Here is a 25,971-nt window from a genome sequence, read left to right on the forward strand (position 1 = left end):
TCAAGCGAAAAAAATTTCCAAATACCTCGCAAAGCCTTATGCACAGCGGCTTGCGGGGTTTGCACCTGCCCCCGATTACTGTGGACGTGCCTGTGGATAAGGTGCGGGCAACCGGCTGCGGGTCTTGTTGGACAAGGGCTGGCATGGATTGGTTGTTTTCTGAGCAATTGTGGGGCAAAAGCGCGTGTGCAAGCCTTGCTCCCAGCGTGCCAGGCCGGGCATGCTGTGGGCCGATTTCCATTCAACGGCTTTTGAAGTTCAAACAAGGAGAACACGATGTCTGACACCCTGTTTATCACCGGCGCGACGTCCGGTTTTGGTGAAGCCTGTGCCCGTCGTTTTGCCGAGGCCGGTTGGAAACTGGTGTTGACCGGTCGTCGTGAAGAACGCCTCAATGCTCTCTGTGCCGAGCTGTCGAAGCAGACTGAAGTCCATGGCCTGGTCCTGGACGTGCGTGATCGCAAGGCCATGGAAGAGGCAATCGCCAACCTGCCGCCGTCCTTCGCCAAATTGCGCGGGCTGATCAACAACGCTGGCCTGGCCCTGGGCGTCGACCCGGCGCCCAAGTGTGATCTCGATGACTGGGACACCATGGTCGATACCAATGTGAAAGGGCTGATCTATAGCACTCGCCTGCTGCTGCCGCGCCTGATCGCCCACGGCCGAGGGGCCGGGATCGTCAACCTGGGTTCCATCGCCGGCAACTACCCGTATCCGGGCAGCCATGTGTATGGCGCGAGCAAGGCGTTCGTCAAACAGTTCTCCCTGAACCTGCGTTGCGACCTGCAAGGCACGGGCGTGCGGGTGAGCAATATTGAGCCGGGCCTGTGCGAAAGCGAGTTTTCCCTGGTGCGCTTCGGTGGCGACCAGGAGCGCTACAACGCCACCTACGCTGGCGCCGAGCCGATCCAGCCACAGGACATCGCCGAGACGATTTTCTGGGTGCTCAACACCCCCGCGCACATCAACATCAACAGCCTGGAGCTGATGCCGGTGAGCCAGACCTGGGCCGGCTTCGCCATCGAGCGCAACAAGGCATAGGGGAGAGCTTGTGGCGAGGGGATTTATCCCCGTTGGGGAGCGTAGCTCCCCTAGGACCTGAGTTCCCGATCTATCTTTTTGGGGCTGCTGCGCAGCCCAGCGGGGATAAATCCCCTCGCCACAGGGGTGTTACGCCAGATAATCGGCCAACCCGCGATAGCAAGTCAGCAGGTGATACGGCGTAGTGGACGGCATGTCCCGACGGCTGACGATGCCGTCGGCGTCCAGGCATTCATGCCAGCCCTGGGCATGCAGGAAGTGTTGCTGCAGCGCCTGCAATTGATGCAGCAACGCCGCTTGGCTATCGGAGCGCAATGTGAGTGCGCGCAAGTACTCGGCCTGGGCCCAGATACGCTGGGTCGCATCTCGCGGGGTGGCGGGCGACTCCAGGCTCAGCATGGCGCACACCGCGCCAGACTGCGGGCTCACGCCTTGTTGCTCGGTGAGGCCGAAACTGCGCTCCAGAGCGGTGTGCAACTTGCCACCGCGCAGCAGGGGCGAGGAGGCCAACAGGAAATACCACTCGAACTGGTGTCCCGGCTCGAACCAGTTATCCACAGCCTTGAGCGGCTTCTCCATCATGACGCGTTGTTGCGGGTCAATGAAGTGCTTGAACATGCCGTCGCACAGACTCAGCAGTGCCTGGCGAACGTTGGCGTCTTCGCGAACCGAGAGCGTGGCGAGGAACGCTTCGGCCAGGTGCATCAAAGGGTTTTGCAACGGGCCGGATCCGGTTGACGACCAGTCGCGCTTGAGACTGGCTTCGTAGAGACCGTCTGCACTGGCAAAGCGCTGGGCAATGACTTCCAGGCTGGCGTTGAGCACCGATTCCACCAGCGGTTCGCGGACTTTGCCCCAGTAATGGGCACAGGCGAACAGGATGAAGGCGTGGGTGTAGAGGTCCTTGCTGGTATCCAGCGGCGTGCCTTGCGGGTCGATGCTATAGAACCAGCCGCCGTGCTCGGCGTCATGGAAATGCCGTTGCAGCGAGCGGAACAGTGCGCTGGCCCGCTCCTCGGCCTGGGGCACTTCGCCAATCAGGCTGGCGAACACATACAACTGCCGTGCACAAGCCATGGCGCGGTAGCGCTGGGGCGGCAGCGGCGCATGCCCGGCATCCAGGGATTCGTAGGGCAACGCCAGTTCGGCATTCCAGCCCGGGCCTTGCCACATTGGCACGATCACCTTGTGAAAATGCTCACGCACCGTGGCGAACAGGGTGGTCAATTCAGGCTGGGGGGCGGGGCGGGAAGCATCAGGCATTGGCGGACGTCGTCACGGCTGGGGGGCGATTGCGCGACATGGTAGCAGAGTGGCAGGCCCGAGAGATGAGGGGCTTGCGAGTCCGCCATCGCGAGCAGGCTCGCTCCCACAGGGTGTGGTGTACACCGATTAATGTGGGAGCGAGCCTGCCCGCGATGAGGCCTTGACGGGCGCTTGAAATCAACCGGCCAACAACCAAACCCCGGTCGCCGCCGAAGCCGCCCCGGCCAGTCGTACCAGTGGCGTAGCGGCTCGCGGCATCACCCGCACCAGGGCAAAACCTGCGCCGTGCAACGCCGCCGTGGCCGCGACGAACCCTGCCGCATAGGCCCAGGGGCTCGACATGTCTGGCAGTTCCAGGCCATGGGCCACGCCATGGAACAGTGCAAACAGGGCCGTCGCACCGACTGCCAGGCTCAACGGCGGACGCACCGCCAGTGCCACCGCCAGGCCCAGGGCGAGCACCGAAGCGGCGATCCCGCTTTCCAGCGCCGGCAGCGCCAGGCCTTCAAAGCCCAGCAGGCCGCCGAGCAGCATCGCGCCGACGAAGGTGCACGGCAGCGCCCAACGTGCGGCCCCCTGTTGTTGTGCGGCCCATAAACCGACCGCCAGCATCGCCAGCAAATGGTCGAGCCCGCCGATGGGGTGGCCGAGGCCGGCGATCAGGCCATTGTCGCCATGGCCGGGATGGGCGAAGGCCAGGGCAGGGGTCAGCAGCAGGGCGAGGGCACCGAGGATACGTTTGAAGGTCATGGATAGGCTTCCTTGTGGTCAGTCGTAAAGATCAGGCGGCGGTCAGCAGGCCCTGGCGCTCGATGAAGGCGATAATGTCGTCCAGGCCCTGGCCGGTCTTCTGGTTGCTGAACACGAAGGGCTTGCCGTTGCGCATCCGCCGGGTGTCGCTGTCCATCATTTCCAGGGACGCGCCCACCAGCGGAGCCAGGTCGATTTTGTTGATCACCAGCAGATCGGATTTGCAGATGCCCGGTCCGCCCTTGCGCGGCAGCTTGTCGCCGGCCGAGACGTCGATTACATAGATCGTCAGGTCCGACAGCTCGGGGCTGAAGGTCGCCGACAGGTTGTCACCGCCCGATTCCACCAGGATCAGGTCCAGGCCCGGGAAGCGTCGGTTCAACTGGTCCACTGCCTCAAGGTTGATCGATGCATCTTCGCGAATCGCCGTGTGCGGGCAGCCGCCGGTTTCCACGCCGATGATCCGCTCCGGCGCCAGGGCTTCGTTGCGCACCAGGAAGTCGGCGTCTTCACGGGTGTAGATGTCGTTGGTGACCACCGCCAGGTTGTAGCGTTCACGCAGGGCCAGGCACAGGGCCAATGTCAGGGCGGTCTTGCCGGAGCCCACTGGGCCGCCGATACCGACGCGCAGAGGTTGTGTATTCATGGGTGTCTCCTAGGAACGGAACAGACGGCTGTACTGGCGCTCATGGGCCATGCACGCCAGGGACAGGCCAAACGCGGCGCTGCCGTAATGATCGGGGTCGAGGTTCGAGGCGTTGTGCTGGGCCTGTTGCAGCAGCGGCAGCAGTTCGCTGGTCAGGCGCTGGGCGGCTTGCTGGCCCAGGGGCAGGGTTTTCATCAGCACTGCCAGTTGGTTTTCCAGCCAACTCCACAGCCAGGCGGCGAGGGCGTCCTGGGGGGCGATATGCCAGGCGCGAGCGGCCAGGGCCCAGCACAGTGCCAGGTGCGGTTCGCTGCGTTGTTCCAGAAAGCCCCGTGCGGCGGCGTCGAGTTCCGGCAGGCCGGTGAGCAGTTGCTGCAACGAGTAGCCCATTTGCCGGCTTTCCTGATACAGCTCACGGGTTTCCCGGCTGGCGCGGTGCGCTTCACAATGTTGCAGCAGCGCGTCCCAATCGTCAGCGGCGGCGGCTGTGCAGTGAGCCAACAACAAGGGGGCTTCGAAGCGGGCCAGGTTCAGCAGCAATTGATCGCTGATCCAGCGATGTGCATCGTCGGGATTTTTTACCTGGCCATTGTCCACTGCCATCTCCAGCCCCTGGGAATAGCTGTAGCCGCCAATCGGCAACTGCGGGCTGGCCAGACGCAGCAGCGCCCAGGCCGGGTTCATGTGCGTACGCCGAATTGATGCAGGCGTGGCGCGTAGTTGAAATCTTCGTCGCCGTGCCGGGAATGATGATGGCCGCCACCGTAGGCGCCGTGTTCCGGTTGGAATGGCGCTTCGATGGATTCGGCACGGGCACCCAGTTGTTCGAGCATCGCCTTGAGTACGTAATCGTCCAGCAGGCGCAACCAGCCATCGCCCACTTGCAGGGCGACATGTCGGTTGCCCAGGTGATAGGCGGCTCGGGTCAGTTCGAAGGCATTGGCGCAGGTGACATGCAGCAGTTGTTCGGGACGGGCGCAGACACGCACGATGCGACCGTCTTCGGCCTGCAGGCATTCGCCGTCGTACAACGGCGGCTGGCCTCGTTCCAGGAACAACCCCACATCTTCACCCTCAGCACTGAAACAGCGCAGGCGGCTTTTGCTGCGGGCGTCGAAGGTCAGGTGCAGCTCGGCGTCCCAGCGCGGTTGAGTGTCGATTCTGCGGTGAATCACCAGCATCGGAGTGCTTCCAGCAATGAACGGTGCTGTGTTTAGAGCAAGGGGCTTGCCAATCGAAGAAGGTGTAGGAAATAGCTGGGATGGCGTTTCAGGATGGGGCGGATTGCGTGCCATATTGGTGCGCTATGAAATATTTCGCACCATTTTGCGGCTTTACAAAGAAGGCTATGGGTTATTCGGTACTGCCCAGCCCTTGCCAATGCTTGAGGCCAATGAAGATGAACCGCAGTTGCTGGGTAATCTTCGCCTGGGGCGTGAGGTGTTCGGGGAGCGCGTGGGCGGGCGGGTCGATGATGTCCGGCAGGGTGGCGAACACGCTCTTGACGATGAGGTCGGCCATCACCCCCAGGGCGGCCAGGTCCAGGTGCTGCAGCTTGGGCATCAAGGCCAGATCGGCGGCCAGGTCCGAGCTGATGTCTTCGCGCAGTTGGGCGATGGCCTGGCGCACTGGCAGGGAGCCGCCGTATTGCTCGCGGGCGAGGAACAGGAACTGTGAGCGGTTGGCCTGCACCACGTCGAGGAAGATCCGCACCGAGGCATCGATAATGCCGCCCATGACGAATTCGTTGTGACGTACCAGGCGGATGGTTTCGCGAAAGGTCTGGCCGACTTCGCAGACCAGTGCCAGGCCCAGTTGGTCCATGTCGTCGAAGTGCCGGTAGAACCCGGTGGGCACGATGCCTGCCGTCCTGGCGACTTCCCGCAGGCTCAGGCTACCGAATCCCCGGCCACACTCCATCAAATGACGGGCTGCATCCATCAGGGCAATTCGGGTCTGTTGTTTCTGTTCGGCGCGGGGCAGCATCGCAAGCTGACTTCTGATTCATCGGAGCGACGCACTCTAGCAAATCGGCTTTGCCAACGTCGAACGGTAGAGGGGGATCGATTGGGGAAAACGAAGGGTTTGAAAAGTCAAAAGCCCGATTGGAGGAATCGGGCTTTTTTCCGGGCCACCATGGGCTCAGCTCGCTGTACTGTTGCGTTCTTTCACGCGGTCACCACCGCCTTCGGCAAGAAACTGGCCTTGTGGAGTGCGGCTGGCGCCATCGGCTGCCAGTTCCACGCCTTGTGGGGTACGGTCACCGCCGCCTTCGGCAAGAAATTGACCTTGTGGAGTACGGCTGGAACCATCGGCTGCCAGTTCTACGCCTTGTGGGGTACGGTCACCGCCGCCTTCGGCAAGAAATTGACCTTGTGGAGTACGGCTGGAACCATCGGCTGCCAGTTCAACGCCTTGTGGAGTGCGGTCACCGCCGCCTTCGGCCAGGCCTTTTTCTTTCATGCGTTCATTTCCACCTTCGGCAACCGTCTGGCTGTAGACAGAATGGCTGTCCTTGACCTGTGGCGTGGCTTGTTCGGACGCTGGCAGTGCGAAAGCAGTCGAGGCCAGCAGTGAAAGGGACAGGCTCATCAGTATTTGGCGTTTCATGATCGTTGCTCCTTGGGAGGGCGATAAAGTGGGTACGAGGGCAATGCTACTCTCGATAAGTCGATATAAAAGTTCATAAAGGCAATGGTAATAATCAACGGAATTGATTGTTTGCGCGGAAGGCTCTAGAACGGGCGTTTCCGAGGTGCGGTTTTGCACCGTGGTGGGTATTTTGTACCCATCGGTGCCTCGCAAATGTGCGGGTGCGGTAACGGTTTGTTGGCTGGTTGGTCAGGATCCTGGCATTTTTTTGCGCCGTTCATCGGCACCTGCGGGCCGTTCTACCAGTCCAACCCTTCATAACGAACCGACTGCTGGTTCGTGTTTTCAAGGCGTCGCGGTTGCGCACGCTGATTTGTTCATCTGGAGCCTTGTGCATGACGCGCACCTCGAAAATCCTCGCCTGGAGCTTTGCCAGCCTTGTTATCCTGCTGGCCGTGCTGGTCCTGGTCATTGCGTTCTTTGACTGGAACCGCATCAAGCCCACGCTCAATGCCAAGGTTTCCGAGGAGCTGCATCGCCCCTTCGCCATCAACGGCAACCTGGCGGTGGCCTGGCAGCGTGAACCGGAGGAAGGTGGCTGGCGCGCCTGGTTGCCCTGGCCCCATGTGGTGGCCGAGGACTTGAGCCTGGGTAACCCGGATTGGTCGAAAACTCCGCAAATGGTCACGCTCAAGCGTGTTGAGTTGCGTATTTCGCCCCTGGCGCTGCTGGCCCGGCGGGTGGCGATTCCACGCATCGACCTGACTGAGCCCGACGCCAACCTGCAACGCCTGGCTGACGGGCGTGCCAACTGGACCTTCCAGTTCGACCCGAAAGACCCGGATGCCGAGCCATCCAGCTGGGCGGTGGACATCGGTGCCATCGGCTTCGACAAAGGCCACGTCACCCTTGATGACCAGACGCTCAAGACCCGCCTCGATCTGCTGATCGACCCGCTGGGCAAACCCATCCCGTTCAGCGATATCGTCGGTGACAAGGCCGCGAAAAAAGCCCAGGACCAAGGTGCGACACCGCAGGACTACGCATTCGCCCTCAAGGTCAACGGGCAGTATCACGGGCAAAGCTTGAGCGGCTCCGGCAAGGTCGGCGGCTTGCTGGCATTGCAGGATGCGTCACGACCCTTTCCGCTCCAGGCCCAGGCGAAGATCGCCGATACCCGCGTCGAACTGGCAGGGACCCTGACCGACCCGATGAACCTGGGGGCCCTGGATTTACGTCTGAAACTGGCCGGCGCCAGCCTGGCCCATCTCTACCCCCTGACGGGCGTGACCCTGCCGGATTCGCCGCCTTATGCCACCGATGGCCGCTTGATTGCCAAGTTGCATGAGCCGGGTGGGGCGCTGTTTCGCTACGAGGCGTTCAACGGCAAGATCGGCGACAGCGATATCCACGGTGACTTGGCCTATGTCGCCAGTGAGCCGCGGCCGAAACTCAGTGGCGCGCTGGTTTCCAATCAACTGCTGTTCAGCGACTTGGCGCCGTTGATCGGTGCTGACTCCAATACCGAGCAAAAGGCCCGGGGCGGCGCCAGCAAGCAGCCGGCCGACAAGGTCTTGCCCGTGGAAGAGTTTCGCACCGAGCGCTGGAGCGTGATGGACGCCGATGTGGAGTTCACCGGCAAGCGTATTGTCCATAGCGAGCAGTTGCCGTTCACCGATCTTTATACCCACCTGGTGCTCAACGATGGGCAGTTGAGCCTTGAACCCCTGCGCTTCGGCGTGGCCGGTGGCCGGCTCGATGCGCAGGTCCGCCTGAACGGGCACACCCAGCCCCTTGAAGGCCAGGCGAAGTTGACGGCGCGTGGGTTCAAGCTCAAGCAGCTGTTCCCGGGGTTTGAGCCGATGAAAACCAGCTTCGGTGAACTGAACGGCGATGCCGATATCTCCGGGCGCGGCAATTCGGTGGCGGCGCTGCTGGGGACTTCCAACGGCACACTGAAAATGCTCATCAACGATGGTGCCATCAGCCGGGAATTGATGGAGCTGGCGGGGCTGAACGTCGGTAACTACGTGGTAGGGAAAATCTTCGGCGACAAGGAAGTGAAGATCAATTGCGCGGCGGCGGACTTCGACATCAAGACCGGCCTGGCAACCACACGCCTGTTCGTGTTCGACACCGAGAACGCGATCATCTACATCGATGGTACGGCGAACATGGCGAGTGAACAGCTGGACTTGACCATCACCCCCGAGTCCAAGGGCTGGCGCCTGATTTCCCTGCGCTCGCCGTTGTACGTACGGGGCACGTTCGCCAAGCCCGCCGCCGGGGTCAAGGCGGTGCCGCTGATGCTGCGCGGTGCCGGGATGGTGGCATTGGGTGTAATCGCCGCACCGGCCGCCGGATTGCTGGCACTGGTGGCGCCCAGCGGCGGTGAGCCGAACCAGTGCGCGCCGCTGCTGGAGCAGATGAAGGCGGGCAAGGCGCCGGTGACGGTCAAGCCCACGCGGTAGCCAAGTCTTGCAGTGAGGCTACTGGCCCCATCGCGAGCAGGCTCGCTCCCACACTAGATCGCATTCCTCCTGGAGAAACCCGATCAAATGTGGGAGCGAGCCTGCTCGCGATAGCGGTATCAGAGGTCGGCCAGAATGTCGGCCATGTCATCGGCATGCTCTTCTTCCTGGGCCAGGATGTCTTCGAAGATGCGCCGGGTGGTCGGGTCTTTTTCACCGATGTACTGGATGATTTCCCGATAGCTGTCGATAGCGATCCGCTCGGCCACCAGGTCCTCGTACACCATTTCCTTGAGGGTGTTGCCCGCCACGTACTGGGCGTGGGAATTGCGGGTCAACAGGTCGGGGTTGAACTCCGGCTCGCCGCCCAATTGCACGATGCGCTCGGCGAGTTTGTCGGCGTGCTCGGCTTCCTGGTTCGCGTGCTCGAGAAACTCACTGGCCGCCACGCTGGCCTTGAGGCCGGCGGCCATGAAGTAGTGGCGCTTGTAGCGCAGCACGCAGACCAGTTCGGTGGCCAGTGCTTCGTTGAGCAGGCGGATGACTTCCTGCCGATCGGCGCCGTAGCCTTCGGTCACGGCGCCGTTCTGCACGTTCTGCCGTGCACGTTCGCGCAGGGTGGTTACATCGGATAAGTGCATGTCGCTCATCTCGTTCTCCTGGAGGCTGATCCGGTTTGGGCGTCACGCTCTGCTGGCGCGATCACTCTAAATGTGAGTGACGCGGTCCTGAAAAAGTTTTACCGAATTTTTCAGCGCATGACCGGACATCCGCGCTTCCTCTCCCAGCCACTGGAAGAATGCCCGCACCGGCGGATGGCGTTCGCGACCCGGGACGCACAGGGCGCTGTAGCCGGCGCCATTGACCTGGACATCCGGGCGATAGCCCACCAGCAAGCCGCTGGCGATGCTTTCCGACGCCAGGATATTGCTCGCCAGCACCAGGCCCTGCCCGGCAATCGCCGCTTGCAAGGCGTAGTGCTCCTCATCGTACTCGCGCATGCACGGCTGTCGGGTGAGCCAGGTCTCCCCAGCCTGGGCGCACCAGGCATCCCAACCGTGGGCGTACAGCTTGGAGTTGTGCCAGCGTACGCTGATCAGCGTCGGCGCTTGCCGGGCAGCCAGGGCCACCTGTTCAGGCGAGCCATAGACCCCGAAGCTTTCATCGAACAGGCACATGCCGTACAGGTTCGGGTAGGCATCCAGGCTGTAACGCACCACCAGGTCAACGCTGGCGTCCTGGTGCAGGTCGATCACCTCGCAATGGGTGTCCAGGCGCACGTTGATATTCGGGTGCCGGGCATAAAACCGGCCCAGGCGTGGCACCAGCCACAGGGTGGCAAACGCTGCGGTGGTGGACAGTGTCAGGTGGCTGGTGCTGCGTTGCGGGCGCAGGGTGTCGACGCTTTGCGCCACCTCCAGCAAGGCCCCATGCAGGCTGTGGAACAAGCGTTGCCCACCTTCGGTGAGGCGTACCTGGCGCGGCAGGCGTTCGAACAGCATCAGCCCTAGCCAGCTCTCCAGGGCTCGAATCTGATGGGAGACCGCCGTCGGCGTCACCGACAACTCCGCCGCAGCCGCCTTGAAGCTGAGCAGCCGCGCAGCTGATTCGAAGGCGCGCAAGGCATTGAGCGGCAGGTTGGCGAACATCTGAACTCTCCTGAAAACACGATAGATGAAATTAATTCATCCGGGTGAACTAGCGCTCATTTGTCTGAAAGCAGCGCCGGATATCAAGCTGCAAGGCACGAACAGTGTTGATTGTAGCCGCATAAAAGGAGATTCAGATGAGCAAGATTCTTGTAGTGCACGGCAGCCCTCGTGGCGAACGCTCCCATTCCCGGCGCCTGGCCGAGGCGTTTGTCTCGGCGTGGCAGGCTGCCCATCCACAATCGCAATTGACCCGTCGCGAAGTCGGACGGACGGTGATCGCGCCGGTCAACGAAGCCTTCATCGCCGCGGCGTTTTACCCCGAGCCTCAGGAGCGACCGTTGGTCATGCAAGCGGACCTGGCCCTGAGCGATACCTTGGTCGAGGAGTTGCAAGCCCATGATCGACTGGTGATCTCCGCGCCCATGCACAACTTCAGCGTGCCCAGCGGCATAAAGGCCTGGATCGACCAGATCGTGCGCATCGGGCTGACGTTCAACCACCGCCTGGATAACGGCGTGTCGCACTACGAGCCGCTGGTGTTGGGCAAGAAAGCGCTGATCGTGACCAGTCGCGGCGATTTCGGTTTCGGGCCCGGCGGCCAGTTGGAGAGCATGAACCACGCCGACACGCTGCTGCGTACCGTGCTGGGGTTTATCGGTATCACCGATGTGACGGTGGTGGCGGCCGAAGGCGAAGAATCGGCCGAGCGCAGTTTTGCCTTGTCCTGTGCCGAGGCCGAGGAGCGCTTGCTGGCGTTGGCACGAACCTTTTGAGAAAAGGCTGCTGCGCAGCCCAACGGGAGCAAGCGCCCACAGTTTCGTGGCTCGCAAGTGACATGGGTGTCATAGACTGGTCATCATCGGTACCGATGCTGGACCACCTCTTGATCACAAGGATGTCGCTATGTCGCAACGCTGCGCCACTCGCTACCCGCTGGTATTGGTCCCGGGCATGCTCGGGTTCATACGCCTGGTGCTGTTCCCGTACTGGTATGGGATCGTCTCGGCGTTGCGTCGCGGCGGGGCCGTGGTCGTGGCGGTGAAGGTTTCGCCGCTGCATTCGTCCGAGGTGCGCGGCGAGCAATTGCTGGCGCGGATCGAAGAGATCCTGCGGCAGACCGGTGCGCAGAAAGTCAACCTGATCGGCCACAGCCAGGGCAGCCTCACCGCCCGCTATGCAGCCGCCAAGCGCCCGGACCTGGTGGCGTCGGTCACGTCGGTGGCCGGCACCAATCACGGTTCCGAGCTGGCTGATTACCTGCAACTCCACTACCCGGCCGACAGCGCCGGGGGGCGCCTGCTCAGTGCCGTGCTGCGACTGATCAACGCCCTGATGAGCCTGCTGGACACTGGCTATCGCGGGCCGAAACTACCGGTGGATATCCATGCTTCCCATGCCTCCTTGACCACCGCCGGGGTAACGCTGTTCAACCAACGTTATCCACAGGGCTTGCCGGTGACCTGGGGCGGACATGGCCCGGAAGAAGTCAACGGCGTGCGCTATTACTCATGGTCCGGCACCTTGCAGCCGGGCAAGACCGATAAGGGACGCAACCTGTTCGATGGCACCAACCGCAGTTGCCGTTTATTCGCCCGCACCTTTGTAAGAGAGGCAGGGCAATGCGACGGCATGGTCGGACGCTATAGCTCGCACCTGGGTACGGTCATCCGCGATGACTATCCGCTGGACCACTTCGACATCGTCAACCAGTCGCTGGGACTGGTGGGCAAGGGGGCCGAGCCGATCCGGTTGTTTGTCGAGCATGCCGAGCGGTTGAAGGCTGCCGGGGTGTAGCTGGTTGGACCGCGTTATCGTTCTTCGCGAGCAAGCCCGCTCCCACAGTTGATCGCATTCTTCCTGATGAAACTCAGTCAACTGTGGGAGCGGGCTTGCTCGCGAAAGCGGCATATCAGGCACTGAGGATCAATCGGGTGAAGGTGTAACAAGCTTTGTCTACACTGCACTTCATCGCCGTACCCTCGTGCGGCAGCCAGGAGAAACACCATGAAGATGCTTCGTGTGCCTTTGTTGATGATTGGTTTGCTGCTGTGTTCCCAGGGCTTCGCCGCGACGGCGCAGCAGACCAAGATGACCACCTGCAACGCCGACGCCACCGCCAAGGCGCTCAAGGGCGACGAGCGCAAGGCGTTCATGAGCAACTGCCTCAAGGCTACCCCTGCTGCGCCGAGCACGCCTCAGGAACGCATGAAGACCTGCAACGCCACGGCCACCACCCAGGCCCTGAAGGGCGATGCCCGCAAGGCGTTCATGAGTGATTGCCTGAAGAACAAGTAAATGGCACCTGTGGGGGCCTCATCGCGAGCAGGCTCGTTCCCACAGTGGATTTGTCGTGCCCGGTCCATCGTGGGAGCGAGCCAGCTCGCGATGGGCCGGCGCAAAAGTTACAAAAACCCCTGAACTGCGACCAAGGTCGGCCGATACAATCCCTAGTGCTGCTGGTGGAAGGCTGGCAGACTGCCGATCCTTTCACGCCGTTTTGTCCTGAGGCTGTATGCCAACGTTTTCTCAGCGTCATGTGTTGTTGGTGATCAGTTGGGTGATCATTTTTGGTGGGCTGTTACTAGTGCTGCCGCTGCGTCTGTTGCCGAGCCTGCTGGCCGGGTTGCTGGTGTTCGAGCTGGTCAACATGCTCACCCCGCAGTTGCAACGGTTGATCGAAGGGCGCCGCGCTCGCTGGCTGGCGGTGGCGTTGCTGGGCACGCTGGTGGTCAGTGTGCTGACGTTGATCTTCGCCGGTGCCTTCAGTTTCCTGTTGCATGAAGCGGAGAACCCTGGCGCGTCCCTGGACAAGTTCATGGCGGTGGTCGATCGTGCTCGCGGACAGTTGCCGCCGTTCATCGACGCTTACCTGCCAGCCAGTGCCGCCGAGTTCCGCGTGGCGATCGGTGACTGGGTGAGCAAGCACCTGAGCGACCTGCAACTGGTGGGCAAGGACGCGGCCCACATGTTCGTGACGCTGCTGATCGGCATGGTCCTGGGGGCCATCGTTGCCTTGCAGCGCATCCCCGACCTGACCAAGCGCAAACCCCTGGCCGCGGCGCTGTTCGATCGCCTGAACCTGTTGGTCAAGGCGTTTCGCAACATCGTCTTCGCCCAAATCAAGATTTCCCTGCTCAACACCTTTTTCACCGGGATCTTCCTGGCGGTGGTGCTGCCGCTATTCGGGATCAAACTGCCGCTGACCAAGACCCTGATCGTGATGACCTTCCTGCTGGGGCTGCTGCCGGTCATCGGCAACCTGATGTCCAACACGCTGATCACCATTGTCGGCCTGTCGCTATCGATCTGGGTCGCCGTGGCGGCGCTGGGCTACCTGATCGTGATCCACAAGCTCGAATACTTCCTCAACGCCCGTATCGTCGGTGGACAGATCAGCGCCAAGTCCTGGGAATTGCTCATGGCGATGCTGGTGTTCGAAGCCGCATTCGGCCTGCCGGGGGTGGTGGCGGGGCCGATTTATTATGCTTACTTGAAGAGTGAGTTGAAGCAGGTGGGGATGGTTTGAACCGGTGGGTGTGGCGTCTGATCTGGCGCCATCGCGAGCAGGCTCGCTCCCACAGTCAACGGCATTCCTTCTGAAGAAACCCGGCCAAGTGTGGGAGCGAGCCTGCTCGCGATAGCTGCGCCTCGGTCCTGGATCAGACCTGAGTGCCGTAGCGCTTCATCGCCTCGATCGCCAACCCGCTACCAATACTGCCGAAGATATTGCCTTCCACATGCCGCGCCTGGGGCAGCATCGCCGAGACGCTGTTGCGCAGCGCCGGGATGCCGCTGGAACCGCCGGTGAAGAACACCGTGTCCACCTGATCGACCCGCACGTTGGCATCGTTGAGCAACTGCGAGACGCTGCCGCGCACCCGCTCCAGCAAGCCGTCGATGGCCGACTCGAACAAGGCCCGGCTGAGGTCCACGCTCAGGCCCGGTTCGATTCGGTCCAGTGGCACGTGGCGCTGGTCGCTGTGAGTCAGCTGGATCTTGGTTTCTTCCACTTCCATCGCCAGCCAGTGCCCCGCGCGTTGTTCGATCAACTTGAACAACCGGTCGATGCCGCCAGTGTCTTCGATGTCGTAACGCATGCTGCCCAGGGCCAGGGTGGATTTCTGCGAGTACACCGCGTTGATGGTGTGCCAGGTCGCCAGGTTCATGTGGTGGCTGGTGGGCATGTAGGCGCCGCTTTTCATGCGGCTGCCGTAGCCGAACAGCGGCATCAGGCCGGCCAGCGACAGTTGTTTGTCGAAATCGGTGCCGCCGATGTGCACGCCACCGGTGGCGAGGATGTCGGCATGACGGTTGTCGTGGGTGCGACGCTCGGGGGACAGGCGCACCAGGGAGAAGTCCGAGGTACCACCGCCGATGTCGACGATCAGCACCAGCTCTTCTTTCTCGATGGTCGATTCATAATCGAAGGCCGCCGCGATGGGTTCGTACTGGAACGACACTTCCTTGAAACCGATGGCGCGGGCGACGTCCACCAGGGTGTTCTCCGCTTCCTGGTCGGCCATTTCATCGTCGTCGACGAAAAACACCGGGCGCCCCAGGACCACTTCTTCGAATTCCCGACCGGCGGTGGCTTCGGCGCGTTTCTTCAGTTGGCCGATGAACAACCCCAGCAGATCCTTGAACGGCATCGCCGTGCCCAACACGCTGGTGTCGTGCTTGATCAGCTTGGAGCCCAGCAGGCTCTTGAGCGAGCGCATCAGTCGGCCTTCGTAGCCTTCCAGGTATTCGTGCAGGGCCAGACGGCCATACACCGGACGGCGCTCCTCGAGATTGAAAAAGACCACCGAGGGCAGGGTGATCTTGTCGTCCTCCAGCGCGATCAACGTTTCCATGCCGGGGCGCAGCCAGCCGACAGTGGAGTTGGACGTGCCAAAGTCGATGCCGCAGGCACGGGCCGGGGATGCGTTTTTCATGTCTTTCGGGTTCCAGTTGAAAAAACGGCCGCGCAGTGTATGCCAGTGCGGCGCGGATTCGAAGGCCGGTTATCCGCTAATTCGTAAACGTTGGCCTTGAAAGCGACGCTTGTACCCCCAAACTTGCTGGCATGGGCCTGGTAGCACAGGGCGGTACAAGAACCGCCACCGGCTGCCGATAAACTTCTGAAGCGCCGCCCGGTCACAAACCTTGAGATCGGTCAAACCCCAGGACTTGTATCACGAGCATGCTGCGGGTGGCGGTGCGATATCGATAACGGATGGTGATCCTTCGATGGACTTCAAAGACTATTACAAGATTCTGGGTGTGGAGCCGACGGCTGACGACGCCACGATCAAGGCCGCCTATCGCAAACTGGCGCGCAAGTACCACCCGGATGTGAGCAAGGAAAAGGACGCCGAGACCAAGTTCAAGGACGTCTCCGAAGCCTATGAAGCGCTGAAAAGCGCCGACAAACGCGCCGAATACGACGACCTGCGCCGCTACGGCCAGCATGGCCAACCGTTCCAGGGCCCGCCGGGCTGGCAGAGCCGTGGCGGTTTTGGTGGCCAGGACACCGGGGATTTCTCGGATTTCTTCAGTTCGATCTTCGGCAATCGCGGGTCGGGTTTCGGTGGCGGACAGTCAGGTCGCAGCGCCGGCCGTCGAGGGCAAGACGTGGAAATGGAACTACCGATTTTCCTGGAAGAGACCCTGTCGAGCGAGTCGAAGAAAGTCAGCTTCCAGGTACCGCAGTACAACGCTGCCGGCCAGCATGTGAGCAACACCAGCAAAAGCCTGAATGTGAAGATTCCGCTGGGTGTGACCGACGGCGAACGTATCCGCCTCAAGGGCCAGGGGGCCCCCGGCATTGGCGGCGGTGCCAACGGCGATCTGTACCTGACCATTCGTTTCGCGCCGCACCCCAAGTTCGACGTCGAAGGCCAGGACCTGATCATCACCTTGCCCCTGGCGCCGTGGGAATTGGCGCTGGGCACCGAGGTGGCGGTGCCGACCCTGACCGGCAAGATCAACCTCAAGGTCCCGGCTGGCAGCCAGAACGGCCAGCGCATGCGCGCCAAGGGCCACGGCCTGCGCAACAAGGCCGGCGAGCGCGGCTACCTGTTCGTACAGCTCAAGGCCGTGATGCCCAAGGCCAACGACGAGGCGGTCAAGGCGCTGTGGGCGGAGTTGGCGAAGAAGGCCGCATTCGATCCGCGGGAGAACTTCTGATTGTTTTGAGGGGCTAGACTCGACAGTTAAAGCATTGGGAGAAGCAGACCATGAACAACCCGATCATTGAACTGACTCTGACGGAATTCTGCGAGGCCGCCGCGTTGGCGGATGTGCATGTGATCGAAATCGTCGCCCATGGCATCCTCGAGCCCCACGGCGCGGCGCCGACCGATTGGCGTTTCACCGATTACGAACTGGTCCTGGCTCGCCGTGCGGCCAAGCTGCGCCGCGAGCTGGAACTGGAATGGGAAGGCGTCGCCCTGGCGCTGGATCTGTTGGAAGAGGTGCAGCAACTGCGCAGCGAAAACCGCATGCTCAAGCAGCGGTTGGGGCGGTTGGTGGAGTGATAAATGCTCGATGAGCAAGCGCCAATCTGTGGGAGCAAGGCTTGCCCGCGATGAATTCAACTCGGTCCTCAAGCGTTGAGGCGCCTGTATCGCGAGCAAGCTTTGCTCCCACAAGTCTTGCTCTCAGGCCCTCACTCCATTCAAAACAGAAAATAGCGCTGCGCCATCGGTAGCACGTCAGCCGGTTCGCACCACAACAACACCCCGTCGGCCTTGACCTGATACGTCTGCGGATCGACGTCGATGCTCGGCAGATAATCGTTGTGGATCAGGTCGGTCTTCTGCACATCGCGGCAACCCTTGACCACGGCGATTCTCTTTTTCAGCCCAAGCTGTTGCGGCAACCCGGCCTCGGCGGCGGCCTGGCTGATGAAGGTCAGGCTGGTGGCGTGTCGTGAGCCACCATAGCTGGCGAACATTGGCCGGTAGTGCACTGGCTGCGGTGTCGGGATCGAGGCGTTGGCGTCGCCCATCAGGCTGGCGGCAATCGCCCCGCCCTTGAGGATCAGCGTCGGCTTGACGCCGAAGAACGCCGGGCGCCACAGCACCAGGTCGGCCCACTTGCCCACTTCGATGGAGCCCACTTCATGGCTGATGCCGTGGGTGATCGCCGGGTTGATGGTGTACTTGGCGATGTAGCGTTTGATGCGGAAGTTGTCGTTGCCTTCGCCGTCACCGGGCAAGGCGCCGCGTTGCTTTTTCATCTTGTCGGCGGTCTGCCAGGTGCGGGTGATGACTTCGCCGACGCGGCCCATGGCCTGGCTGTCGGAGCTGATCATCGAGAACGCGCCCAGGTCATGGAGAATGTCTTCGGCGGCGATGGTCTCGCGGCGGATGCGGCTCTCGGCGAAGGCGACGTCTTCGGCAATGCTCGGGTCCAGGTGATGGCAGACCATCAGCATGTCCAGGTGTTCGTCAATGGTGTTGCGGGTGAACGGCCGGGTCGGGTTGGTGGAGCTGGGCAACACGTTGGCGAAGCCGCAGGCCTTGATGATGTCCGGCGCGTGACCGCCACCGGCGCCTTCGGTGTGGTAGGTGTGGATGGTCCGGCCTTTGAACGCGGCGAGGGTGGTTTCAACGAAACCCGATTCGTTGAGAGTGTCGGTGTGGATCGCCACCTGCACGTCGTACTGGTCGGCCACGCTCAGGCAGTTGTCGATGGCCGCCGGCGTGGTGCCCCAGTCTTCGTGCAGCTTCAGGCCGATGGCGCCGGCCTTGACCTGTTCGATCAACGGCTCCGGCAGGCTGGCGTTGCCCTTGCCGGTGAAGCCGATGTTCATGGGGAAGGCATCGGCGGCCTGGAGCATGCGCGCCAGGTGCCACGGCCCGGAGGTGCAAGTGGTGGCGTTGGTCCCGGTGGCCGGGCCGGTGCCGCCGCCGATCATGGTGGTGACGCCGCTCATCAGCGCTTCTTCGATCTGCTGCGGGCAGATGAAGTGGATGTGGGTGTCGATGCCGCCTGCCGTGAGGATCATGCCTTCGCCAGCGATCACTTCGGTACTGGCACCGATGGCGATGGTCACGTCGGGCTGGATGTCCGGGTTACCGGCCTTGCCGATGGCAGCGATGCGCCCGTCCTTGAGGCCGACATCGGCCTTGACGATGCCCCAGTGGTCGATGATCAGCGCGTTGGTGATCAAGGTATCGACGACCTCGGAGGCCAGCAACTGGCTCTGGCCCATGCCGTCGCGAATCACCTTGCCGCCGCCGAACTTCACTTCTTCGCCGTAGGTGGTGAAGTCTTTCTCTACTTCGATCCACAACTCGGTGTCGGCCAGGCGGACTTTGTCGCCGACGGTGGGGCCGAACATGTCGGCGTAGGCTTGTCTCGAAATCTTCATGTGCTTGCCTTGGAATTCAATTGAATGTGGAAACCGTTCGCTTCGCTCACTCATCGCGAGCAGGCTCGCTCCCACAGTTGATCGCATTCCCCTGTGGGAGCGAGCCTGCTCGCGATGGGGCCAGTGCAGACACCCTATGACTTACAGGTCGCCCATCACCCGCCCGGCAAACCCGAACACCCGCCGATGCCCAGCCAGGTCCACCAGTTCCACCTCGCGGCTCTGGCCCGGTTCGAAGCGCACCGCCGTGCCGGCCGGGATGTTCAGGCGCATGCCACGGCTGGCGGCGCGGTCGAAGGTCAGGGCGTCGTTGGTTTCGAAAAAGTGATAGTGCGAGCCGACCTGGATCGGCCGGTCGCCGCTGTTGGCGACGTTCAGCGTCAGGGTGCGGCGGCCGGCGTTGAGTTCGATATCGCCGGGTTGGACCTGGTATTGGCCTGGAATCATTGCGGTTGCCCCAAAAGCTTGTAGTAGATGGCGGTCGGGGTGTAAGTCCCGTCCGGGCTCTGGCAGTAGTCGGGCAGTTCGCCGACGCGGGTATAGCCCATGGCGCGGTAGAACGCCTCGGCCTCGGAACCGGCCTCGGTGTCGAGGTACAGCAGGCCACGTTTGTGTTGGCGGGCGCCGAGTTCCAGGGCGCTCATCAATTGCTGGCCCAGGCCCCGACGGCGAGCCTCGCCGCGCACGAGCAGCTTCTGCACCTCGGCGCGGTTGAGGCCGTTGGGTTTCTGGCACAAGGCGAGCTGGACACTGGCCTGCACCTGTTCATCCTTGACCACCACCCACAACAACAGGTGGCCTTGGTTGAGGCTGGCCTGGACCTCGTCGAAATAGGCGCGGGCCTGGACAGCATCGAGATCGGCCATGAACCCCACGCTGGCGCCGTAGCCGACGGCATCGAGCAACAGATCGATCAGGCCCTGGCGATAATGCGCAAAGCTCTCGGCGTGGACTCGGCGCAACTGGGCGGGGTTCATAGGCATCACTCCTTGTCGAAGGCGGGCGGTTGCGCCCCGGGATTGAGGACCAACTGCATGAAAGTCAGGTCCAGCCAGCGGCCGAACTTGGTACCCACCTGCGGCATTTGCCCGGTGGTGACGAAACCGGCGCGCTCGTGCAAGCGAATCGAGGCGGCGTTGCCACTTTCGATGGCCGCCACCATGACATGCTTGCCGCACGTCCGGGCGCGCTCGATCAGCGCGGTCATCAACCGTGGGCCGAGGCCATTGCCGCGCTGGTCGCTGCACACGTAGACCGAATGCTCCACGGTGTACCGGTAACCATCGAAGGGTCGCCAGTCGCCGAAGGAAGCATAGCCAAGCACGTTTTCGTCGGCGTCGACGATCACCAGCACCGGGTAGCCTTGGGATTGCCGGGCACTGAGCCAGGCTTGGCGATTAGCCAGGTCTACGGCCTGTTCATTCCAGATCGCCGTGGTGTTCAAGGCGGCTTCGTTGTAGATGTCACGAATCGCTGGAAGGTCCGCAGGCAGGGCGTCACGAATGTGATGAGTCATGACACGGCCTCAGGCGATGGGCTGGTGGACGGTGACCAGTTTGGTACCGTCGGGAAACGTCGCCTCGACCTGGATCTCCGGAATCATTTCCGGGATGCCTTCCATCACTTGCTCGCGGGTCAGCAGCGTGGTGCCGTAATGCATCAGCTCGGCCACGGTCTGGCCGTCACGGGCGCCTTCGAGCAGGGCCGCGGAAATGTAGGCCATGGCCTCCGGGTAATTGAGTTTCAAGCCACGGGCCAATCGCCGTTCGGCGACGAGGCCGGCGGTGAAGATCAGCAGCTTGTCTTTTTCGCGTGGGGTCAGGTCCATGTGCAATCCATAAGGGCAGATAGAAAAATTGGGCTAAAAACATGTCCCCCTGTGGGAGCGGGCTTGCTCGCGAATGCGGACTCACATTCAACATTTGAGTTGGCTGACACACCGCCTTCGCGAGCAAGCCTGCTCCCACAGAAAAGCAAATTCATGTACTCCAGATTCTCGGTGGTACAGCTTCTCGGCCGAGCAACGCCGGGCGCAAAAGCCGCCACAATTCAATCAACCACCCCCGCGCCAGCAACGCCTCGCTCGCCAGGCAGCGGGCCACGACCAGCCCGGGCAATTGCGTCAGGTCGCCGCGCACGTCATGGCCCAGGGATCGGCATTGCTCCAGCAGCTCGCTGTCGATTTCGCCGGTCACCAACAACGTGGCGAACACCGGATCACCGCCCAGGCCGATGGGCGAGTCCAACAACCCGTCACCGCCCACAATGCGCTGGCGCTCATGCCACAGCAACTGGCCGTCGCGGCGAATGTCCAGCCGTGACTGGAAATGCCCCAGGTCGAACCGCTCGCCGCTGGCTGGTCGGCCGAGGGCAACCATGTCCCAGTAGAACAGCCGCCCATCGCCGTGCAGGTCGATGCTCGTGCTGAGTTCGGCCTGGGCCGCGCTGAAGACGATGGTTTCCTGGGGTAGCCATTCCAGGGTCGCGCTGGCGGCCACACTGAGGTTCAGTTGCTGGTACGCCGGGCCGGCGGCGCGGTACCACTTGGCCGCGCCGGGGCTGGTCAGCTGCGCCCAGGCGCCGGGGCCGACGTGGGCCGAGATGTCCAGGCGGTCACCGCCGGCAATCCCGCCAGGCGGGTGAACGATGATGTGCTGGCACACCTCGGGGCCTTCGGCGTACAGGTGCTTCTGCACCCGCAGCGGGCCTTTGTGGCGCCGCTGGACCGGGCGCGTGCAATCGCCAAAGCGGGCGTAACCCAGATCTAGCTCGGCATGCCAACTGGGGGTGAACACCGCAGAAGGGGCCAGTAATGAGACAGGTAGATTCATGATTTCTGATTATCGTCAGGACGCTACAGACTAGATCGTAACCAGCCCGCGCACACCCTCGGCTTCCATATTTTCTCCGCGCCCCTGCTGCACGATCTCGCCCCGGGACATCACCAGGTATTGATCGGCCAGCTCGGCGGCGAAGTCGTAGAACTGTTCCACCAGCAAAATCGCCATGTCGCCCCGGGCCGCCAGTTTCTTGATGACCGCGCCGATCTCCTTGATCACCGAGGGCTGGATGCCTTCGGTGGGCTCGTCGAGAATCAGCAGGCGCGGACGGCTGGCCAACGCCCGGCCAATGGCGAGCTGCTGTTGCTGGCCGCCGGACAGGTCACCGCCACGGCGTTGTTTCATCTGCAGCAGCACCGGGAACAATTCGTAGATGAACGCCGGCACCTCCTTGGCCTCGGAGCCGGGAAACCGCGACAGGCCCATCAGCAGGTTTTCTTCCACCGTCAGCCGCCCGAAAATCTCCCGACCCTGGGGCACGTAGGCGATGCCGGCGTGCACCCGTTGGTGCGGCTTGAAGGTGGTGATGGCCTTGCCTTCCCAATTCACCACGCCTTCCTTGGCCGGCAACAGGCCCATCAGGCATCTGAGCAGGGTGGTCTTGCCCACGCCGTTGCGCCCCAGCAGGCACGTCACCTCGCCGACCTTGGCCTCGAACGACAGGCCGCGCAGGATGTGGCTACCGCCGTAGTACTGGTGCAGCTTGTCGACTTGCAGCATCTTCAATCTCCTCGAACTTCTGTGGGAGCGAGCCTGCTCGCGATAGCGGTGGTTCAGCTTGCATCATTGTTGAATGTGCCGCAGTCATCGCGAGCAGGCTCGCTCCCACATAAAAGCCGGAACCTAGCGCCTCAGCGACCGAGGTACACCTCGATCACCCGCTCATTGTCCTGTACCTGTTCCAGCGACCCTTCGGCCAGCACACTGCCCTGGTGCAGCACGGTGACGTGGTCGGCAATCGCGCCGACGAAGCCCATGTCGTGTTCCACCACCATCAGCGAATGCTTGCCCGCCAGGGATTTGAACAGCTCGGCGGTGAACTCGGTTTCGGCGTTGGTCATGCCCGCTACCGGTTCGTCGAGCAGCAACAGTTGCGGGTCCTGCACCAGCAGCATGCCGATCTCCAGGAACTGCTTCTGCCCGTGGGACAGCAACCCGGCGGCGCGATTGACCGATGTCGTGAGTCGAATGGTCTCCAGCACTTCGCTGATGCGCGCGTGTTGCTCGCCAGTGAGTTTGGCCCGCAGGCTGGCCCACACCGACTTGTCGGTCTTGAGCGCCAGCTCCAGGTTTTCGAACACGCTCAAGGCTTCGAACACCGTGGGCTTCTGGAACTTGCGACCGATGCCGGCCTGGGCGATCTGCACCTCGCTCATGCTGGTCAAGTCCAGGGTTTCGCCGAACCAGGCCTTGCCATGGCTGGGCCGGGTCTTGCCGGTGATCACATCCATCAGCGTGGTCTTGCCGGCGCCGTTGGGGCCGATGATGCAGCGCAATTCGCCGACGCCGATATACAGGTTCAGATCATTCAAGGCCTTGAAGCCATCGAAGCTGACGCTGATGTCTTCCAGGGTCAGGATGGTGCCGTGACGGGTGTTCAGGCCAACGCCCGCCGCCTGGCCGAGGCCGATGGCGTCGCGGCTGCTGCCGGCGTCCTGGTTGGGTTCGGGCGGAAAAAAAGCGGGTTCGAGCATGAATTCGGCACTCGCTGTAATTCTCATTGTTCACCTCTTTTCTTCAGCAGGCCGATCACGCCCTTGGGCAGATACAGCGTCACGACGATGAACAGCGCACCGAGGAAAAACAGCCAGTACTCAGGAAAGGCCACGGTGAACCAGCTCTTCATGCCATTGACCACGCCGGCGCCCAGCAGCGGCCCGATCAGCGTACCGCGCCCGCCCAGTGCGACCCACACGGCAGCCTCGATGGAGTTGGTCGGTGACATTTCGCTGGGATTGATGATGCCCACCTGCGGCACATACAACGCGCCTGCCAGGCCGCACAACACCGCGCTCAACACCCAGACGAACAGCTTGAAGCCACGTGGATCGTAGCCGCAGAACATCAGGCGGTTTTCCGCGTCGCGCAGGGCGGTCAGCACTCGGCCGAACTTGCTGCGGGCCAGGCGCCAGCCGATGAACAGACTCGCCACCAGCAACAATACCGTGGCGAGGAACAGCACCGCCCGGGTGCCCGGCTCGGTGATGCCAAACCCCAGGATCGAGCGGAAGTTGGTGAAGCCGTTGTTGCCGCCAAACCCGGTTTCGTTGCGGAAAAACAGCAGCATTCCGGCGAAGGTCAGGGCCTGGGTCATGATCGAGAAATACACGCCCTTGATCCGCGAGCGGAAGGCGAAGAAGCCGAACACCAACGCCAGCAACCCCGGCGCCAGCACCACCAGGCACATGGCCCAGAGGAAGCTGTCGGTGCCGGTCCAGTACCAGGGCAATTCGGTCCACGACAAAAAGGTCATGAACGCCGGCAAGCCATCCCCGGCGGCCTGGCGCATCAGGTACATGCCCATGGCGTAGCCGCCCAGGGCGAAGAACAAGCCGTGGCCGAGGGAGAGCAGACCGGCATAGCCCCAGACCAGGTCCAGGGCCAGGGCGACGATGGCGTAGCAGAGAATCTTGCCCACCAGGGTCAGGGTATAGGCCGAGACGTGCAACGGATTGTCCGCCGCCAACAACGACAGCAACGGCAGGCTCAGCAGCACAGCCAGGATCAGCGCACCGACGGCGAGGGTGACTTTGGGACCGGCCTTTTGCGAGGCCGTGAGCATCAGGGGCTGGTTCATCAGTCGATTACCCGTCCTTTGAGCGCGAAGAGGCCTTGCGGACGCTTCTGGATGAACAGAATGATCAACGCCAGGATCAGGATCTTGCCGAGCACGGCGCCGATCTGCGGTTCGAGAATCTTGTTGGCGATGCCCAGGCCGAACGCGGCGAACACGCTACCGGCCAACTGGCCGACGCCACCGAGCACCACCACCAGGAACGAGTCGATGATGTAGCTCTGGCCCAGGTCGGGGCCGACGTTGCCGATCTGGCTCAGGGCCACGCCACCGAGCCCGGCGATGCCGGAACCGAGGCCGAAGGCGAGCATGTCCACGCGACCGGTGGGCACGCCGCAGCAGGCAGCCATGTTGCGGTTCTGGGTGACGGCGCGCACGTTCAGGCCCAGGCGGGTCTTGTTCAGCAACAGCCAGGTCAGCGCCACCACGAACAGGGCGAAGGCGATGATCACGATGCGGTTGTATGGCAGCACCAGGTTCGGCAACACCTGGATCCCGCCCGACAACCAGGCCGGGTTGGCGACTTCGACGTTCTGCGCGCCGAACACCAGGCGCACCAGTTGAATCAGCATCAGGCTGATGCCCCAGGTGGCGAGCAGGGTTTCCAATGGCCGTCCGTAGAGGTGGCGAATCACCGTGCGCTCCAGAGCCATGCCGATGGCGGCGGTGATGAAAAACGCCACCGGCAGGGCGATCAGCGGGTAGAACTCGATGGCGTTCGGGGCGAAGCGCTGGAACAGCATCTGCACCACGTAGGTAGAGTAGGCGCCGAGCATGAGCATCTCGCCGTGGGCCATGTTGATCACCCCCAGCAGGCCGAAGGTGATTGCCAGGCCGAGGGCGGCGAGCAGCAGGATCGAGCCCAGGGACATGCCGCTGAAGGCCTGGCCCAGCAACTCGCCCACCAGCAGTTTGCGCTTGACCTGGTTGAGGCTGGTTTGCGCGGCGGTGCGTACGCTGACATCGGTTTCGACGCCGGGTTCGAGCAAGCCTTCGAGGCGGGTGCGGGCCAGCGGATCGCCGGTTTCTCCCAGCAACCGCACGGCGGCCAGGCGCACGCTCGGGTTGGCGTCCACCAGTTGCAGGTTCGCCAGGGCCAGGCTCAGGGCGGCGTGCACGTCTTCGTCCTGCTCGCCGGCCAGTTGCCGATCGAGAAAGGCCAGTTGGGCCGGGCGGGCACTTTTTTGCAATTGCTGTGCGGCAGCCAGGCGTACGCGGGCATCGACGGCGAGCAATTGATGGCTGGCCAGGGCTGTTTCGATCAGCCCGCGCAAGCGGTTGTTCAGGCGCAGGGTCTTGGGCTGGCCATCGACGGTCAACTGGCCTTGCTGCAAGGCATTGATCAGTTCGACACGCTCCGGCTCGGGCTGCGCGGCCCAGGTTTCCAGGAGCTTGGCCTGCTGGGTCGGGTTGGCGGCGACGAAGTCTTCGGCGTCACCGGCGTGGGCCTCCAGTGGCAACAGCAGCACCAGGGCGAGGATGAGGCGGTAAAGGGCGGTGGGCATATGCTAGGCCTTGCGCGAACTTCTTTCTATGTGGGAGCGAGCCTGCTCGCGATGG

The 25,971-nt window shown here is 62.5% G+C and carries 28 protein-coding genes; 8 read left to right on the forward strand and 20 right to left on the reverse strand.

Annotated features, from left to right (window positions below; translation table 11 throughout):
- Positions 1-276: 276 nt before the first annotated feature.
- Entirely contained in the window at positions 277-1,041 is a 765-nt protein-coding gene (locus AC30D9_RS15555) for an SDR family oxidoreductase (RefSeq protein WP_307575899.1), read from the forward strand.
- Positions 1,042-1,170: 129 nt separating this feature from the next.
- Here the strand turns inward: AC30D9_RS15555 and AC30D9_RS15560 are convergent, their stop codons facing one another.
- From AC30D9_RS15560 to AC30D9_RS15590, 7 genes are all read right to left on the reverse strand, one after another.
- Positions 1,171-2,304 carry an AGE family epimerase/isomerase gene (locus AC30D9_RS15560; protein WP_490144341.1) on the reverse strand — a complete coding sequence of 378 codons (1,134 nt, stop codon included), beginning with the start codon at positions 2,302-2,304 and terminating at the stop codon, positions 1,171-1,173.
- A gap of 180 nt (positions 2,305-2,484) precedes the next feature.
- Entirely contained in the window at positions 2,485-3,057 is a 573-nt protein-coding gene (locus tag AC30D9_RS15565; RefSeq protein WP_490144342.1) for a HupE/UreJ family protein, read from the reverse strand.
- A 31-nt stretch (positions 3,058-3,088) separates the two neighbouring features.
- Positions 3,089-3,703: an urease accessory protein UreG gene (gene ureG, locus AC30D9_RS15570; RefSeq protein WP_003197309.1), complete on the reverse strand. Its 615-nt coding sequence runs from the start codon at positions 3,701-3,703 to the stop codon at positions 3,089-3,091.
- A 9-nt stretch (positions 3,704-3,712) separates the two neighbouring features.
- Positions 3,713-4,387, reverse strand: coding sequence for an urease accessory protein UreF (locus AC30D9_RS15575; RefSeq protein ID WP_490144343.1), 675 nt, complete (start codon positions 4,385-4,387; stop codon positions 3,713-3,715).
- Positions 4,384-4,884: an urease accessory protein UreE gene (gene ureE / locus AC30D9_RS15580; RefSeq protein WP_490144344.1), complete on the reverse strand. Its 501-nt coding sequence runs from the start codon at positions 4,882-4,884 to the stop codon at positions 4,384-4,386. Before ureE ends, AC30D9_RS15575 begins: the two co-directional genes overlap by 4 nt.
- Before the next feature lie 172 nt (positions 4,885-5,056).
- A complete protein-coding gene (locus AC30D9_RS15585) occupies positions 5,057-5,689 on the reverse strand; it encodes a TetR family transcriptional regulator (protein ID WP_109752193.1) in 633 nt (210 codons plus the stop codon).
- A gap of 156 nt (positions 5,690-5,845) precedes the next feature.
- Positions 5,846-6,313, reverse strand: coding sequence for a hypothetical protein (locus AC30D9_RS15590; RefSeq protein WP_490144345.1), 468 nt, complete (start codon positions 6,311-6,313; stop codon positions 5,846-5,848).
- A gap of 377 nt (positions 6,314-6,690) precedes the next feature.
- On the opposite strand from AC30D9_RS15590, the gene AC30D9_RS15595 reads away from it, so the two are divergent.
- Positions 6,691-8,766, forward strand: a complete 2,076-nt coding sequence (locus AC30D9_RS15595; RefSeq protein WP_490144346.1) for an AsmA family protein — start codon at positions 6,691-6,693, stop codon at positions 8,764-8,766.
- A gap of 119 nt (positions 8,767-8,885) precedes the next feature.
- On the opposite strand, the gene AC30D9_RS15600 is transcribed toward AC30D9_RS15595, so the two are convergent.
- Entirely contained in the window at positions 8,886-9,416 is a 531-nt protein-coding gene (locus tag AC30D9_RS15600; RefSeq protein WP_134922653.1) for a ferritin-like domain-containing protein, read from the reverse strand.
- A 57-nt stretch (positions 9,417-9,473) separates the two neighbouring features.
- Entirely contained in the window at positions 9,474-10,415 is a 942-nt protein-coding gene (locus AC30D9_RS15605) for a LysR substrate-binding domain-containing protein (RefSeq protein ID WP_490144347.1), read from the reverse strand.
- Positions 10,416-10,552: 137 nt separating this feature from the next.
- Here AC30D9_RS15605 and AC30D9_RS15610 point away from each other — a divergent pair, with 137 nt between their 5' ends.
- The 4 genes from AC30D9_RS15610 (at position 10,553) to AC30D9_RS15625 (ending at position 13,944) form a co-directional block, all read left to right on the forward strand.
- Positions 10,553-11,191, forward strand: coding sequence for an FMN-dependent NADH-azoreductase (locus AC30D9_RS15610; protein WP_490144348.1), 639 nt, complete (start codon positions 10,553-10,555; stop codon positions 11,189-11,191).
- Positions 11,192-11,321: 130 nt separating this feature from the next.
- Positions 11,322-12,212 (forward strand): alpha/beta fold hydrolase, encoded by an 891-nt coding sequence (locus AC30D9_RS15615; RefSeq protein ID WP_490144349.1) that lies wholly within the window; start codon positions 11,322-11,324, stop codon positions 12,210-12,212.
- Between the two features lie 210 nt (positions 12,213-12,422).
- Positions 12,423-12,713: a PsiF family protein gene (locus AC30D9_RS15620; protein WP_109752200.1), complete on the forward strand. Its 291-nt coding sequence runs from the start codon at positions 12,423-12,425 to the stop codon at positions 12,711-12,713.
- Between the two features lie 217 nt (positions 12,714-12,930).
- Positions 12,931-13,944, forward strand: a complete 1,014-nt coding sequence (locus tag AC30D9_RS15625) for an AI-2E family transporter (protein ID WP_109752201.1) — start codon at positions 12,931-12,933, stop codon at positions 13,942-13,944.
- Between the two features lie 133 nt (positions 13,945-14,077).
- Here the strand turns inward: AC30D9_RS15625 and AC30D9_RS15630 are convergent, their stop codons facing one another.
- Complete coding sequence (locus AC30D9_RS15630; RefSeq protein ID WP_134922656.1) at positions 14,078-15,352, reverse strand: Hsp70 family protein; 1,275 nt, start codon at positions 15,350-15,352, stop codon at positions 14,078-14,080.
- A 295-nt stretch (positions 15,353-15,647) separates the two neighbouring features.
- Here AC30D9_RS15630 and AC30D9_RS15635 point away from each other — a divergent pair, with 295 nt between their 5' ends.
- Both AC30D9_RS15635 and AC30D9_RS15640 read left to right on the forward strand, forming a co-directional pair.
- The gene (locus tag AC30D9_RS15635) at positions 15,648-16,586 is read left to right on the forward strand and encodes a DnaJ C-terminal domain-containing protein (protein ID WP_134922657.1); all 939 of its coding nucleotides are present in this window, start codon (positions 15,648-15,650) and stop codon (positions 16,584-16,586) included.
- Positions 16,587-16,636: 50 nt separating this feature from the next.
- The gene (locus AC30D9_RS15640; RefSeq protein WP_025211589.1) at positions 16,637-16,936 is read left to right on the forward strand and encodes a chaperone modulator CbpM; all 300 of its coding nucleotides are present in this window, start codon (positions 16,637-16,639) and stop codon (positions 16,934-16,936) included.
- 140 nt (positions 16,937-17,076) lie between these two features.
- Here AC30D9_RS15640 and ureC read toward each other — a convergent pair whose 3' ends face one another.
- From ureC to urtB, 10 genes are all read right to left on the reverse strand, one after another.
- Positions 17,077-18,777: an urease subunit alpha gene (gene ureC / locus AC30D9_RS15645; protein WP_490144350.1), complete on the reverse strand. Its 1,701-nt coding sequence runs from the start codon at positions 18,775-18,777 to the stop codon at positions 17,077-17,079.
- A 141-nt stretch (positions 18,778-18,918) separates the two neighbouring features.
- On the reverse strand, positions 18,919-19,224 hold the full coding sequence (locus AC30D9_RS15650; protein WP_134922659.1) for an urease subunit beta: 306 nt from the start codon (positions 19,222-19,224) through the stop codon (positions 18,919-18,921).
- Positions 19,221-19,754: a GNAT family N-acetyltransferase gene (locus AC30D9_RS15655; RefSeq protein WP_109752206.1), complete on the reverse strand. Its 534-nt coding sequence runs from the start codon at positions 19,752-19,754 to the stop codon at positions 19,221-19,223. The genes AC30D9_RS15650 and AC30D9_RS15655 overlap by 4 nt, the downstream gene beginning before the upstream one ends.
- A 5-nt stretch (positions 19,755-19,759) precedes the next feature.
- Positions 19,760-20,293 (reverse strand): GNAT family N-acetyltransferase, encoded by a 534-nt coding sequence (locus AC30D9_RS15660; protein WP_490144351.1) that lies wholly within the window; start codon positions 20,291-20,293, stop codon positions 19,760-19,762.
- A gap of 9 nt (positions 20,294-20,302) precedes the next feature.
- A complete protein-coding gene (ureA, locus tag AC30D9_RS15665; protein ID WP_047227360.1) occupies positions 20,303-20,605 on the reverse strand; it encodes an urease subunit gamma in 303 nt (100 codons plus the stop codon).
- Between the two features lie 151 nt (positions 20,606-20,756).
- The gene (locus AC30D9_RS15670) at positions 20,757-21,608 is read right to left on the reverse strand and encodes an urease accessory protein UreD (RefSeq protein ID WP_307575930.1); all 852 of its coding nucleotides are present in this window, start codon (positions 21,606-21,608) and stop codon (positions 20,757-20,759) included.
- A 30-nt stretch (positions 21,609-21,638) separates the two neighbouring features.
- Positions 21,639-22,337, reverse strand: coding sequence for an urea ABC transporter ATP-binding subunit UrtE (gene urtE / locus AC30D9_RS15675; RefSeq protein ID WP_490144352.1), 699 nt, complete (start codon positions 22,335-22,337; stop codon positions 21,639-21,641).
- Between the two features lie 131 nt (positions 22,338-22,468).
- Positions 22,469-23,338, reverse strand: coding sequence for an urea ABC transporter ATP-binding protein UrtD (gene urtD, locus AC30D9_RS15680; RefSeq protein WP_490144353.1), 870 nt, complete (start codon positions 23,336-23,338; stop codon positions 22,469-22,471).
- The gene (urtC, locus tag AC30D9_RS15685; RefSeq protein WP_490144354.1) at positions 23,335-24,414 is read right to left on the reverse strand and encodes an urea ABC transporter permease subunit UrtC; all 1,080 of its coding nucleotides are present in this window, start codon (positions 24,412-24,414) and stop codon (positions 23,335-23,337) included. Before urtC ends, urtD begins: the two co-directional genes overlap by 4 nt.
- Positions 24,414-25,916: an urea ABC transporter permease subunit UrtB gene (gene urtB / locus AC30D9_RS15690; protein ID WP_490144355.1), complete on the reverse strand. Its 1,503-nt coding sequence runs from the start codon at positions 25,914-25,916 to the stop codon at positions 24,414-24,416. Before urtB ends, urtC begins: the two co-directional genes overlap by 1 nt.
- Positions 25,917-25,971: the final 55 nt, after the last annotated feature.

The organism is Pseudomonas sp. DF11, from assembly GCF_058148565.1.

Excerpts from the sequence above, each read along its gene's own strand:
- AC30D9_RS15555 (WP_307575899.1), top strand. The coding sequence starts at position 277 with ATGTCTGACACCCTGTTTATCACCGGCGCGACGTCCGGTTTTGGTGAA.
- AC30D9_RS15560 (WP_490144341.1), bottom strand. The coding sequence starts at position 2,304 with ATGCCTGATGCTTCCCGCCCCGCCCCCCAGCCTGAATTGACCACCCTG.
- AC30D9_RS15565 (WP_490144342.1), bottom strand. The coding sequence starts at position 3,057 with ATGACCTTCAAACGTATCCTCGGTGCCCTCGCCCTGCTGCTGACCCCT.
- ureG (WP_003197309.1), bottom strand. The coding sequence starts at position 3,703 with ATGAATACACAACCTCTGCGCGTCGGTATCGGCGGCCCAGTGGGCTCC.
- AC30D9_RS15575 (WP_490144343.1), bottom strand. The coding sequence starts at position 4,387 with ATGAACCCGGCCTGGGCGCTGCTGCGTCTGGCCAGCCCGCAGTTGCCG.
- ureE (WP_490144344.1), bottom strand. The coding sequence starts at position 4,884 with ATGCTGGTGATTCACCGCAGAATCGACACTCAACCGCGCTGGGACGCC.
- AC30D9_RS15585 (WP_109752193.1), bottom strand. The coding sequence starts at position 5,689 with ATGCTGCCCCGCGCCGAACAGAAACAACAGACCCGAATTGCCCTGATG.
- AC30D9_RS15590 (WP_490144345.1), bottom strand. The coding sequence starts at position 6,313 with ATGAAACGCCAAATACTGATGAGCCTGTCCCTTTCACTGCTGGCCTCG.
- AC30D9_RS15595 (WP_490144346.1), top strand. The coding sequence starts at position 6,691 with ATGACGCGCACCTCGAAAATCCTCGCCTGGAGCTTTGCCAGCCTTGTT.
- AC30D9_RS15600 (WP_134922653.1), bottom strand. The coding sequence starts at position 9,416 with ATGAGCGACATGCACTTATCCGATGTAACCACCCTGCGCGAACGTGCA.
- AC30D9_RS15605 (WP_490144347.1), bottom strand. The coding sequence starts at position 10,415 with ATGTTCGCCAACCTGCCGCTCAATGCCTTGCGCGCCTTCGAATCAGCT.
- AC30D9_RS15610 (WP_490144348.1), top strand. The coding sequence starts at position 10,553 with ATGAGCAAGATTCTTGTAGTGCACGGCAGCCCTCGTGGCGAACGCTCC.
- AC30D9_RS15615 (WP_490144349.1), top strand. The coding sequence starts at position 11,322 with ATGTCGCAACGCTGCGCCACTCGCTACCCGCTGGTATTGGTCCCGGGC.
- AC30D9_RS15620 (WP_109752200.1), top strand. The coding sequence starts at position 12,423 with ATGAAGATGCTTCGTGTGCCTTTGTTGATGATTGGTTTGCTGCTGTGT.
- AC30D9_RS15625 (WP_109752201.1), top strand. The coding sequence starts at position 12,931 with ATGCCAACGTTTTCTCAGCGTCATGTGTTGTTGGTGATCAGTTGGGTG.
- AC30D9_RS15630 (WP_134922656.1), bottom strand. The coding sequence starts at position 15,352 with ATGAAAAACGCATCCCCGGCCCGTGCCTGCGGCATCGACTTTGGCACG.
- AC30D9_RS15635 (WP_134922657.1), top strand. The coding sequence starts at position 15,648 with ATGGACTTCAAAGACTATTACAAGATTCTGGGTGTGGAGCCGACGGCT.
- AC30D9_RS15640 (WP_025211589.1), top strand. The coding sequence starts at position 16,637 with ATGAACAACCCGATCATTGAACTGACTCTGACGGAATTCTGCGAGGCC.
- ureC (WP_490144350.1), bottom strand. The coding sequence starts at position 18,777 with ATGAAGATTTCGAGACAAGCCTACGCCGACATGTTCGGCCCCACCGTC.
- AC30D9_RS15650 (WP_134922659.1), bottom strand. The coding sequence starts at position 19,224 with ATGATTCCAGGCCAATACCAGGTCCAACCCGGCGATATCGAACTCAAC.
- AC30D9_RS15655 (WP_109752206.1), bottom strand. The coding sequence starts at position 19,754 with ATGAACCCCGCCCAGTTGCGCCGAGTCCACGCCGAGAGCTTTGCGCAT.
- AC30D9_RS15660 (WP_490144351.1), bottom strand. The coding sequence starts at position 20,293 with ATGACTCATCACATTCGTGACGCCCTGCCTGCGGACCTTCCAGCGATT.
- ureA (WP_047227360.1), bottom strand. The coding sequence starts at position 20,605 with ATGGACCTGACCCCACGCGAAAAAGACAAGCTGCTGATCTTCACCGCC.
- AC30D9_RS15670 (WP_307575930.1), bottom strand. The coding sequence starts at position 21,608 with ATGAATCTACCTGTCTCATTACTGGCCCCTTCTGCGGTGTTCACCCCC.
- urtE (WP_490144352.1), bottom strand. The coding sequence starts at position 22,337 with ATGCTGCAAGTCGACAAGCTGCACCAGTACTACGGCGGTAGCCACATC.
- urtD (WP_490144353.1), bottom strand. The coding sequence starts at position 23,338 with ATGAGAATTACAGCGAGTGCCGAATTCATGCTCGAACCCGCTTTTTTT.
- urtC (WP_490144354.1), bottom strand. The coding sequence starts at position 24,414 with ATGAACCAGCCCCTGATGCTCACGGCCTCGCAAAAGGCCGGTCCCAAA.
- urtB (WP_490144355.1), bottom strand. The coding sequence starts at position 25,916 with ATGCCCACCGCCCTTTACCGCCTCATCCTCGCCCTGGTGCTGCTGTTG.